The sequence below is a fragment of the Streptomyces sp. P5F9 genome (genome assembly GCF_057961495.1).
Window position 1 is genome coordinate 1 of record NZ_JBXVPZ010000320.1, and the last position, 11,344, is coordinate 11,344.

Annotated in this window: 7 protein-coding genes; 3 read left to right on the top strand and 4 right to left on the bottom strand. The window is 69.8% G+C overall.

Going from position 1 to position 11,344, the window contains the following annotated elements:
* Positions 1–237 precede the first annotated feature (237 nt).
* The gene (acs, locus tag AC31A1_RS36015) at positions 238–2,199 is read right to left on the bottom strand and encodes an acetate--CoA ligase (RefSeq protein ID WP_489657345.1); all 1,962 of its coding nucleotides are present in this window, start codon (positions 2,197–2,199) and stop codon (positions 238–240) included.
* A gap of 167 nt (positions 2,200–2,366) precedes the next feature.
* On the bottom strand, positions 2,367–4,844 hold the full coding sequence (locus AC31A1_RS36020) for a bifunctional SulP family inorganic anion transporter/carbonic anhydrase (protein ID WP_489657346.1): 2,478 nt from the start codon (positions 4,842–4,844) through the stop codon (positions 2,367–2,369).
* A 335-nt stretch (positions 4,845–5,179) separates the two neighbouring features.
* Between AC31A1_RS36020 and AC31A1_RS36025 the strand changes: the two genes are divergently transcribed.
* The gene (locus AC31A1_RS36025) at positions 5,180–6,451 is read left to right on the top strand and encodes a polysaccharide deacetylase family protein (RefSeq protein ID WP_489657347.1); all 1,272 of its coding nucleotides are present in this window, start codon (positions 5,180–5,182) and stop codon (positions 6,449–6,451) included.
* A 57-nt stretch (positions 6,452–6,508) separates the two neighbouring features.
* Here the strand turns inward: AC31A1_RS36025 and AC31A1_RS36030 are convergent, their stop codons facing one another.
* On the bottom strand, positions 6,509–7,489 hold the full coding sequence (locus AC31A1_RS36030) for an ATP-binding protein (RefSeq protein ID WP_489657348.1): 981 nt from the start codon (positions 7,487–7,489) through the stop codon (positions 6,509–6,511).
* A gap of 101 nt (positions 7,490–7,590) precedes the next feature.
* Here AC31A1_RS36030 and AC31A1_RS36035 point away from each other — a divergent pair, with 101 nt between their 5' ends.
* Entirely contained in the window at positions 7,591–8,415 is an 825-nt protein-coding gene (locus AC31A1_RS36035; RefSeq protein ID WP_489657349.1) for a Fic family protein, read from the top strand.
* Positions 8,416–8,751: 336 nt separating this feature from the next.
* Here AC31A1_RS36035 and AC31A1_RS36040 read toward each other — a convergent pair whose 3' ends face one another.
* Entirely contained in the window at positions 8,752–9,594 is an 843-nt protein-coding gene (locus AC31A1_RS36040; RefSeq protein ID WP_489657350.1) for an HAD family hydrolase, read from the bottom strand.
* Positions 9,595–10,179: 585 nt separating this feature from the next.
* On the opposite strand from AC31A1_RS36040, the gene ssd reads away from it, so the two are divergent.
* Positions 10,180–11,283: a septum site-determining protein Ssd gene (gene ssd / locus AC31A1_RS36045; RefSeq protein ID WP_489657351.1), complete on the top strand. Its 1,104-nt coding sequence runs from the start codon at positions 10,180–10,182 to the stop codon at positions 11,281–11,283.
* Positions 11,284–11,344: the final 61 nt, after the last annotated feature.

The following is an 11,344-nucleotide window of genomic DNA, read 5'->3' on the forward strand; positions in this document are numbered from 1 at the left end:
GTCCTCCTCCTGATCGCCGCGGTCACGGGGAGACCTCCGGGGTGGCGGGCAGCACAGAGCACTTGCCGACCAGACTTCCCGGCGCACCTTGTCGCGTCCTTGACGCTTTACTTAGCTTACCTAAGGTGCGGCGGAATGGGTCCTGCGGATCTCACGGTATGCGCGAAAGGGGCGCCCGGCACGTTCGCCGCCGGGCGCCCCTCGTCGTCGTATGAGCAGGCCAGCGCTCTGCTTTGGTCAGTCCTCGCTGGGCGCGGCCGGGAGCTTGTCCTGGATCAGGGTCATGACGGTGGAGTCGGTCAGGGTCGTGACGTCTCCGAGCTGCCTGTTCTCCGCCACGTCCCGCAGCAGGCGGCGCATGATCTTGCCGGAGCGGGTCTTCGGCAGCTCGGCCACCGGGAGGATCCGCTTGGGCTTGGCGATCGGGCCCAGCACGCTGCCGACGTGGTTGCGCAGGTCGGCTACGAGGTTCTCGTCCTCGGCGTTCGCCGTGCCGCGCAGGATGACGAAGGCGACGATCGCCTGCCCGGTCGTCTCGTCCGCCGCGCCCACCACGGCCGCCTCGGCGACGGCGGGGTGGGAGACGAGCGCGGACTCGACCTCGGTGGTGGAGATGTTGTGCCCGGACACGAGCATCACGTCGTCCACGCGGCCGAGCAGCCAGATGTCGCCGTCGTCGTCCTTCTTCGCGCCGTCACCGGCGAAGTACCTGCCCGGGAACCGCGACCAGTACGTGTCGAGGAACCGCTGGTCGTCGCCCCAGATCGTGCGCAGCATCGACGGCCACGGCTCGGTGAGGACGAGGTAACCGCCGCCGCCGTTCGGGACCTCGTTCGCCTCGTCGTCGACGACCGTCGCGGAGATGCCGGGCAGCGGCGTCTGCGCGGAACCGGGCTTGGTCGCGGTCACGCCCGGCAGCGGCGAGATCATCATCGCGCCGGTCTCGGTCTGCCACCACGTGTCCACGATCGGCGTCTTGTCGGCGCCGATGTGCTTGCGGTACCAGATCCACGCCTCGGGGTTGATCGGCTCGCCGACCGAGCCCAGGATGCGCAGGCTGCTGAGATCGAACTTCGCGGGGATGTCGTCGCCCCACTTCATGAACGTACGGATCGCGGTGGGCGCCGTGTACAGGATCGTCACCCCGTACTTCTGGACGATCTCCCAGAAGCGGCCCTGGTGCGGGGTGTCCGGGGTGCCCTCGTACATGACCTGGGTCGCGCCGTTCGCGAGCGGGCCGTAGACGATGTACGAGTGCCCGGTGACCCAGCCGACGTCGGCCGTGCACCAGTAGACGTCGGTCTCCGGCTTGAGGTCGAACACGGCGTGGTGGGTGTACGCGGCCTGGGTGAGGTAGCCGCCGGAGGTGTGCAGGATGCCCTTGGGCTTACCCGTAGTACCGGAGGTGTAGAGGATGAACAGCGGCTGCTCCGCCTCGAACGCCTCGGGCGTGTGCTCCGCCGACTGCCGTTCGACGATCTCGTGCCACCACACGTCCCGCTCGTCGTTCCACGCGACGTCCTGGCCCGTACGGCGGACCACGAGTACGTGCTCGACGCCGCTGTCCGCGCGGTCGACTGCGTCGTCCACGGCCGGCTTGAGGGCGGAGGGCTTGCCGCGCCGCCAGCCGCCGTCCGTGGTGATGACGACCTTGGCGTCCGCGTCCTGGATACGGGTCGCGAGCGCGTCCGCCGAGAAACCGCCGAACACCACCGAGTGCGCGGCGCCGATGCGCGCGCAGGCCAGCATCGCGACCGCGGTCTCCGGGATCATCGGCATGTAGACGGCGACCCGGTCGCCCTTCTGAACTCCCAGCTCCAGCAGGGCGTTCGCGGCCTTGGAGACCTCGTCCTTCAGCTCCGCGTAGGTGATCGCACGGCTGTCGCCGGGCTCGCCCTCGAAGTGGATGGCGACGCGATCGCCGTTGCCCGCCTCGACATGCCGGTCCACGCAGTTGTACGCGACGTTGAGCGTGCCGTCCTTGAACCACTTGGCGAACGGCGGGTTCGACCAGTCCAGCGTCTCGCTCGGCTCCTTCGCCCAGCTCAGGCGGCGGGCCTGCGCGGCCCAGAAGCCGAGCCGGTCAGCCTTGGCCTGCTCATACGCCTCCGCCGTGACATTGGCGTTCGCCGCCAGGTCGGCGGGGGGTGCGAACCTGCGCTCCTCGCGCAACAGGTTGGCCAGGCTTTCGTTGCTCACGGCATCTGCCTTTCCCAGGGTGTCCGTTGTGTCCCGGGCCAGCTCATCAGACCCGGGGGTCCGATGACAAGGGTCGCCGAAATATTGGTTTAGACCTGTCATCGGACCTGCGGGCAGAGACGTGTGGCGAGGGTCTTTCGTACCCACGGACGCCGGGTGAACAAGGTTCAGGCCGACATGTCCGCCACCCCCACACCGTCGAACAACTGGTCTCCGTCCACCCCGGTCAGCAAGTACGCCTGAGCCTCACCGACATGGAAATACATCCCGTGCAGCTCCAACGCCCCCTCCCGCAACGCCCGTGCCACCGACTCGTGCCCCCGCAGATGCTCCAACTGCTGCACCACATTGGTCAGACACAACTGCTCTACGGCGTCGGCGGGCGCCCTTCCGGCCAGCCGCGCCCAGGGCCGGCCGTCGTCGGCCATCCGCTCCAGGCTCGGCAGGCCGTGCCGCAGCCACCGCTTGAGCGGCGTCCGGGCGCCCCCGGGCTCGGAGTTGAGCAGCGCCTGCATGGCCCCGCACCCGGAGTGCCCGCACACCGTGATCGATCTCACGCGCAGCACATCCACCGCGTACTCGATCGCGGCGGCCACCGAGTCGTCCCCGCTCTCCTCGCCCGGCGGCGGTACGAGGTTGCCCACGTTCCGCACGACGAACAGGTCGCCGGGACCACTGGAGGTGATCATCGACGTCACCAGCCGCGAGTCGGCACAGGTCAGGAAGAGCTGCGAAGGCCGCTGCCCTTCCCTGGCCAGCCGGGCCAGCTCGCCTCGCACGAGCGGGGCGGTGTTGCGCTGGAACGCGCTGATGCCACGGGCCAGTTGGTGACCGCCGGGGCCGGGGCCGGTGTCCTTGCCGACGCCGGGGTGGGCGTCCGTGCCGGTGCCGCTCGCGGTGGCGGGGTCCGGTGCGGGACGGTCGGTTGATTCGGTGGCGGGGTCGTTCAGGGGCGCGGACCGTGAGGGCTCGCACTGGTGGTTGCGCCAGGGCGTCCAGGGGTGGCAGCGGCAGGCGGTGGACGCGGTGGACGCGGTCGCGGTGTCGGCCGGTGTTGTTTCACCCTCGGTGCGGCCCGGCTCGGTGTCGCGAACTCCCGTACGCCGCCCGGTCAGTTCGGCGGTGCCTCCGCGCGCGGTGTGCGCGTTCTGCCAGTCCTGCAGTGACTCGTACGCCGCGTGGTCCATGAACGAACCGTCCAACTCCACGACGACGTGGGAGCCTTGGGGTACGAGATGCAGGGTGCGGCTGAGCCGCGGCACCGCGAGGAACGTCAACTGACCTCGGACGTGTACGTAATGGACTCCTTCCTTCTCGTCGTGCGTGATGCGGGTGTGGGCAAGGCGGTTGAGGGCGACGGCGACGGCCACGGTGACCCCGAGGAGCACGCCCTCCAGGACACCGAGGAAGACCACGCCGGAGGTGGTGACGGCGTAGACCAGCACTTCGCGGTGGCGGGCCACCGTGCGGATGTGGTGCAGGGACACCATCTGGATGCCGACGGCCATCACGAGTGCGGCGAGCGAGGCGAGCGGGATCAGCTCCAGCACCGGGACCATCAGCAGCGCGGCTACCACTACGAGAACGCCGTGCAGCATCGTGGAGTTCCGGCTCACGGCACCGGCTTGCACATTCGCCGAACTCCGTACGGCCACGCCCGCGACGGGCAGTCCGCCGAGCGCGCCGGAGACGATGTTGGCGGCGCCCTGGCCCAGCAGTTCGCGGTTCAGGTCGGAGCGGCCGACGCGGGCGGAGAGCCCGGGCTGCCCGGCGACCAGCTTGTCCACGGCGACGGCGCCGAGGAGCGACTGCACGCTGCACACCAGCGTGGTGGTGAGCACGGCGGCGGCGATCCCGAGCACCGGGCCCTCGGGAAGTCCGGCCAGCGCGTGGCTGCTCCAGGACGGCAGGTCGACCTTGGCCAGGCTCAGCCCGGTGAGGGAGGCGGTGAGGGTGGCTCCGGCGACGGCGACGAGCGCGGCCGGGATCTTGCGCATCAGGTGGCCCAGCCGGCCGGGGACACGCGGCCACAGAAGCAGAAGGGCCAGTGTCAGCACGCTCATCGCCACGGCGGCGGGGTGCAGGTCCGCCAACTGGGCAGGCAGCGCGCGGAGGTTGGCGAGGACCGAGCTCTGCGGGGTGCCGCCGAGCACGATGTGCAGCTGGGCGACGGCGATGGTGACACCGATGCCGGCGAGCATGCCGTGCACGATCGCGGGGCTGACGGCGAGCGCTGTGCGGGCCACGCGCACGCAGCCCAGGGCGAGTTGGGCGAGACCGGCGAGGACGGTGATCGCGCAGGTCGTACGCCATCCGTAACGGTGGATCAGGTCGGCGGTGACCACGGTGAGTCCGGCGGCCGGGCCGCTGACCTGGAGGGGACAGCCGCCGAGCAGACCGGCGACCAGGCCGCCCGCGGCGGCGGCGACCAGGCCGGCCTGGAGGGGCGCGCCGGTGGCGAGGGCGATGCCGAGGGACAGGGGGAGGGCGATCAGGAAGACCGCGATGGAGGCCGACACATCGGCGCCCGCGCCCCGCCGCTTCCGTCTCGCGGGCGGCGGTGGGCTGTGGGGTGGGTGGACGCACTTCGTCCGATTCGCGTTCGCATTCGAGTCTGTGGCGCGGGTGGGTACGCAGGCTGACATGTCTTCCCGTCTCCTCCGGGGCAGCGCGGTCGCGGAACTGGTGGTCCCCGTCGATGGCGGGGGTCGGTCGCGGCCGTGGGTCACGGCGTGCAGCGGCGGGATATCTCAACGCTCGGTAAATGGATCGTAATGCAGAGTAAAGGTCAAGCATAGACTTTGCGGGCGAATGGGCTAATAAGTCACCGCAGAGAGTGAAGTGGAAATTTCATCGGCTTGTCGTACTAATCCCACCTTCGGCCCCGTGCGACCTTGGCGGCGCTGCCGGGATTCCCGGTACATCGCCAGAAAACGCCCTGATCGGCGTCGGTCCGAACGAAGGAAGAAGGTGGGCGGACATGGCCGCCACCCAGAGGATCACCGCGGGCGCCGTGATCGCCGCGGCCTGTGCCGCGTCGCTCGCCGGTTGCGCGATCGGTGACAACGGTTCCCCGCACGGAGCGCACGGTCCGCACAAGGCGGCGCCCGCCCCGGCACCCAAGAGCGGAGTCCGCCTGATCGGGGACGGCTCGACGTCGTACACCGGGGCGCAGCCGCATCTGCCCAGACCTGAACGGCTCAAGCCCGGCCAGAAGCCCCCGCAGTTCGTGGTCTTCTCCTTCGACGGCGCCGGCGAGGACAGCCAGAAGCTGTTCTCCCACTTCCGCAAGGTCTCCAAGGCCAACCACGCGAACATGACGTACTTCCTCAGCGGCGTGTACGTGCTGCCGGAGGACAAGCGCGACCTCTACAAGCCCCCGGAGCACTCGCCGGGCAGCTCGGACATCGGCTTCAACGACGAGCAGGGCATCGCCGACACCGTGAAGCAGCTGCGCCTGGCGTGGCTGGAGGGCAACGAGATCGGCACCCACTTCAACGGTCACTTCTGCGGCAAGAACGGCGGGGTCGGCGAGTGGTCGGTCGCCGAGTGGAAGAGCGAGATCGCCCAGGCGAAGCAGTTCGTGAAGACCTGGAAGACCAACTCCGGGATGAAGAAGGCGTCTTCGCTGCCCTTCGACTACGACAAGGAACTCGTCGGCGCCCGCACGCCCTGCCTGGAGGGCCAGGCCAACTTCATGAAGGCGGCGAGCCAGCTGGGCTTCCGCTACGACACCAGCGGGGTCAACGACCAGATCTGGCCCAAGAAGAAGGAGGGGCTGTGGGACCTGTCCATGCAGCTCGTCCCCTTCCCCGGCCACTCCTACGAGCAGCTGACCATGGACTACAACTTCATGGTCAACCAGTCCGGCACGCAGACCCAGGGCGACCCCGACAAGTTCGACCAGTGGGGCGACGAGATGCGTGACGGCCTGCTCAAGGGCTTCGACCGGGCCTACGACGGCAACCGCGCGCCCCTGGTCATCGGCAACCACTTCGAGTCCTGGAACGGCGGCACCTACATGCGTGCCCTGGATGAGGTCATCGAGAAGGTCTGCAACAAGCCCGAGACGCGCTGTGTCTCCTTCCGGCAGCTGGCCGACTGGCTGGACGCCCAGGACCCGCAGACCCTGGCCAAGCTGCGCGGCCTGAACGTCGGCGAGGCACCGAAGGCGGGCTGGACGTCCTTCCTGACCGGCCGCCCCGCGCCGGCCCCGAAGGGCGTCCCCGGGGCGCCGGCGGTCAAGCGGTAAGCACCAACGGTCAGGCGGTAAGCGGTAGTTGGGAGAGGGCGCGCCTCACGCATTGCTTCACGCGGAGGCGGTGACACTCTCGTCGAGCACGAACCCGGGGTCGACCTGCGCCGCCAGGTCGGCCCCTGTGCGCTCATTGCCCCAGCTCTGCGCGTTCTTCAGGTGGAAGTGCACCGTCTGGCGCGTGTAGCGCTCCCAGTCACGCAGTTCGTACGTCGCGTCGGCGGCGATCTCCAGCAGGCGCAGGGCGTGGCGGTTGGCGTCCTCCAGGAGCTCGAACCGGGGCGGCCGGCCCTTCTCCATGGCACGCACCCAGTCCGAGTGCCCCACCGTCACGAGCAGGTCGTCCCCGACCTCGGCGCGGAGGAAGTCGAGGTCGTCCTGGTCCCGCACCTTGTTGCCGACGACCTTCAGGACGACCCCGAAGTCGCGGGCGTACTCCTTGTACTGGCGATAGACGGAGACCCCCTTCCGGGTCGGCTCGGCCACCAGGAACGTGATGTCGAAGCGGGTGAACATGCCGGAGGCGAAGGAGTCCGAGCCCGCCGTCATGTCCACCACGACGAACTCGTCGCGCCCGTCCACCAGGTGGTTCAGGCACAGCTCCACCGCTCCCGTCTTGGAGTGGTAGCAGGAGACCCCCAGGTCGGCGTCGGTGAAGGGGCCCGTGACCATCAAACGGACGGTGCCGCCGTCGAGTTCCACCGGTCGCGCGCAGGCGTCGTAGACCGGATTGTTCTCGCGCACGCGCAGCAGCCGGGAGCCCTCGCCGGGCGGGGTGGTCTTGATCATCGTGTCGGCGGAGGCGATGCGCGGGTTGGTGCCGCGCAGGTAGTCCTTGATCAGGGGGAGGTGCTCGCCGAGTGCGGGCAGTGCGGCGGCCTCGGACTCGTCCAGGCCGAGGGCGGGGCCCAGGTGCTGGTTGATGTCCGCGTCGACGGCGACGACCGGTTGGGCGGTGGCCGCGAGGTGACGGACGAACAGGGAGGACAGGGTGGTCTTCCCGCTGCCGCCCTTCCCGACGAAAGCAATTTTCATGTTCACGAAGCGTAGTCGTGACATAGCTGTGCGTGGCAGGTGTGCGTGAAGAAGACCACTCAATCGTGGGGTGCGCCCCGGGGATGGCTACTGTCGTACTCATGAGTACGACAGGTGCGACCGCCGATCCGCTCGCGGCCCTGGGCACGCTGCCCACAGTGGCCGAGTCCGTCGAGTCCATGCGCAAGGCCGTGGACCGGGTCTACGGGCACCGCGTCATGCGGCGCCGCAGCAACGAGCTCACCGCCGAGGCGGCACTGCGCGGCGCGCGTGGCTCGGCGGCGCTGTCCGGGGCCGACTGGGCACTCGAAGAGGTGCGCCGGCGCACCGACTTCAGCGGTGACGCGGAGGCCCGCACGATGGGCGCGGCCCTGCGGCTGTCCTCCGAGGCGGGCCAACTGCTGTCCATCTGGCGGCAGTCGCCCCTCCGGGTGCTCGCCCGGCTGCACCTGGTTGCGGCCGCGAGGGACGAGGACGCGGTCGGCCGGCCGCGACAGCAGGGCGAGCCGGTCGACGAGCCGCTCGTCGAACTGCCGCTGCCGAGCGCGGCGGAGGTGTCCGGACGCCTGGACGGACTCGCGGACCTGATCATCGCGGGCGGCTCGGCACCGGCGCTGGTGACGGCCGCCGTCGTGCACGGCGAACTGCTCGCCCTGCGCCCCTTCACTTCCCGCAACGGCCTGGTCGCGCGCACCGCCGAGCGGATCGTTCTCATCGGCAGCGGCCTCGACCCGAAGTCCGTGTGCCCGGCGGAGGTCGGCCACGCCGAACTGGGGCGCGCGGCCTATCTGGCGGCGCTGGACGGTTACGTATCGGGCACCCCGGAGGGCATGGCCGCCTGGATCGCGCACTGCGGCAGGGCGGTGGAGCTGGGGGCGCGCGAGTCGACGGCGGTGTGCGAGGCGCTCCAGCGCGGGGCCGCCTGACATAAAAACGGCCCTCTACGGAGGGCCTTCACAGAGGTGCGGCGGTACGAGGATTCGTACCGCCGCTGGCATGTTCCACCGGGTTACCAAGCGTCCTCGAAATATTGCCCATCAGGTCGGGAACTTCGCCCGTACCTGGTGCGGCTGGCCCGTAATCGACGGGTCGACGTCGCGTGGGTGCTCGGTGTTCATGCGCGGTCCGTGGGGCCAAATGCGTTATTAAGGTGATCCTTTCGGATGTCCTTGGTCTCGCGGGCCGTTAAATCCTTTGTACTCCAGGCCTGGAGGAAGCGGAACCCCTGGCCGCGGTTCTTTACTTTTATGTTCAAAGGGTCACTAACCGGCGTAAACGGTCGCCGCTTTGCGTCGGCTCGCGTACCAGACGAGCCCCGCCGTGGCCGCCGCGGCACCCACGGCCGCGGCCACGACCAGTGCCGGGCGGGGCGGTACGGAGAGCGCGGGCAGCCGCTGCTTGAGCCGGACCGGGCGGTTGAAGTCCAGAATCGGCCACCCGCGCGCGAGTGCCTCGCGGCGCAGCGTGCGGTCGGGGTTCACGGCGTAGGGGTGGCCCACGGACTCCAGCATCGGCACATCGGTCGCCGAGTCGCTGTAGGCGTAGCAGCGGTCGAGGTCGTACCCCTCGGACTGCGCCAGCTCCTTGATCGCCTCGGCCTTCGTCGGGCCGTACGCGTAGTACTCCACCTCGCCCGTGAAGCAGCCGTCGTCGCCCACGACCATGCGGGTCGCCACCACCCGGTCCGCACCCAGAAGTTCACCGATCGGCTCGACCACCTCGGCGCCGGACGTGGACACGATCACCACGTCGCGGCCTGCGGTGTGGTGCTCCTCGATGAGGGAGGCCGCCTCGTCGTAGATGATCGGGTCGATCAGGTCGTGCAGCGTCTCGGCGACGATCTCCTTGACCTGCTGGACGTTCCAGCCGCGGCAGAGTGCGGACAGGTACTTCCGCATCCGCTCCATCTGGTCGTGGTCGGCGCCGCCGGTGAGGAAGACGAACTGTGCATAGGCGGTCCGCAGGGCGGCCCTGCGGTTGATCAGTCCGCCTTGGTAGAAGGACTTGCCGAAGGTGAGCGTGCTCGACTTCGCAATGACCGTCTTGTCCAGGTCAAAGAAGGCCGCTGTGCGGGGCAAGGAGTGGTTTTCCACAACCCAGAGCATAGGCGCAGCCCATTCGGCGTAAGGTGAGGCGCGTGGGTTTGCCTGAGAGGCCTCTCGGGTACACCATGGAAGTCACGGATCGTTCGCGACCGTGCTAACGCGGTCCGGCTCCTCCCCCCCCCGAGTCGGCCGTGAAGGCGACCCCCACTCTCCCCCCCGGTGGGGGTCGTCGCATGTCCGGACGCGTTTTCCCTCCCTGTACGTGGTCGTGAGACCAACCCGAGGTGGCTGATGCCGCCTCTTTTGCATGCCCAGAACTCGTCACCATGTGTAGTTGGCGGACTGCGCTGCGGAACTCGTACAGAGGCTGGCACAGGGGTCACCGGTATGGGTGAAGGCGATATTCACAGGGCCTGAGTTGTCCACAGTTTTCGACCAAGATCCACACGATTTCCGCGTTGCCCGCACCGTGATTCCAACGCGTCCTCGCTCGCGGCGAGTTCATGGCCCGTTCCGTTTGCCGGACGCGTTTGGCCGGTTTCTGTCGGCCGTGCATATGGAGGGCCGGTCCCCGGTTCTCCGCACCTTTGGAAATCGCGTGCCACAGGGGTGACGCGAGAGACACAGCGATGGGGGATGGAAAACATGGCCGGAACCGTCACACACGATCCGCCGCACGCCGCCGGAGGGCGACAGAGCGGACCGCTGATCGTCACCGAGGACGTCGAACTCCTCGACGACCTGCTGCGCCTGTGCGCGGCGGCCGGCGCGACACCCGAGGTCCATCACGGGGTGCCGGAGCGCCAGGGCGGCTGGGAGACGGCCCCGCTCGTCCTGGTCGGCGACGACGCCGCCCGCCGGGTGCGCGGGGCCGCCCGACGGCGCGGGGTGGTGCTCGTCGGCCGGGACCAGGACGACTCGGGGGTCTGGCGGCGGGCCGTCGAGATCGGCGCCGACCACGTCCTGATGCTGCCCGACGGCGAGCAGTGGCTCGTCGACCGCATCGCCGATGTGGCCGAGGGCGTGGGCCGCCCCGCGCTCACCGTGGGCGTGATCGGCGGCCGCGGCGGGGCCGGAGCGTCCACGCTCGCGTGCGCCCTCGCCGTCACCTCCGCGCGTGAGGGGCTGCGCACGCTCCTGGTGGACGCGGATCCGCTGGGCGGCGGACTCGACGTACTGCTCGGTGGCGAGACGGCGGAGGGCCTGCGCTGGCCCGCGTTCGCCGCCTCGCGCGGCCGGGTCGGCGGCGGCGCCCTGGAGGAGTCCCTCCCAGAACTCCACTCGCTCCGGGTGCTCAGCTGGGACCGCGGCGACTGCGTCGCTATCCCGCCGCAGGCGGTGCGGGCGGTGCTCGCCGCGGCCCGACGGCGCGGCGGCACGGTCGTGGTCGACCTGCCCCGCCGCATCGACGACGGGGTCGCCGAGGCCCTCGCCCAACTCGACGTCGGCCTCCTTGTGGTCCCCGCCGAACTCCGCGCCGTCGCGGCGGCCGGCCGGGTGGCGTCCGCCGTCGGCATGGTCCTGCGCGACCTCCGCGTGGCGGTACGCGGGCCGTACGCCCCCGGCCTCGACGACCGCGAGGTGTCCCGCCTCCTCGGGCTACCGCTGGCCGGTGAAGTGCCGGTCGAATCAGGGCTGTTGCGGCCGCACGAGGGCAAGTCGCCGCCGGGCACGGCGGGGCGGGGTCCGTTGGCGCGGTTCTGCCGGGAGTTCCTGGAGCGGGCGTTGGTCGAGGTGGGTGGCGTATGAGGCGGCTGGTGAAAAGCGCGGGGAACTCCGGGAAGGGCGGTACGGCGGGTGTCCTGGGGAG

Bases quoted from the DNA above. Each gene is read 5' to 3' on its own strand.
- ssd (WP_489657351.1), top strand. From the start codon at position 10,180: ATGGCCGGAACCGTCACACACGATCCGCCGCACGCCGCCGGAGGGCGA.
- AC31A1_RS36030 (WP_489657348.1), bottom strand. From the start codon at position 7,489: ATGAAAATTGCTTTCGTCGGGAAGGGCGGCAGCGGGAAGACCACCCTG.
- AC31A1_RS36025 (WP_489657347.1), top strand. From the start codon at position 5,180: ATGGCCGCCACCCAGAGGATCACCGCGGGCGCCGTGATCGCCGCGGCC.
- AC31A1_RS36035 (WP_489657349.1), top strand. From the start codon at position 7,591: ATGAGTACGACAGGTGCGACCGCCGATCCGCTCGCGGCCCTGGGCACG.
- AC31A1_RS36020 (WP_489657346.1), bottom strand. From the start codon at position 4,844: ATGTCAGCCTGCGTACCCACCCGCGCCACAGACTCGAATGCGAACGCG.
- AC31A1_RS36040 (WP_489657350.1), bottom strand. From the start codon at position 9,594: ATGCTCTGGGTTGTGGAAAACCACTCCTTGCCCCGCACAGCGGCCTTC.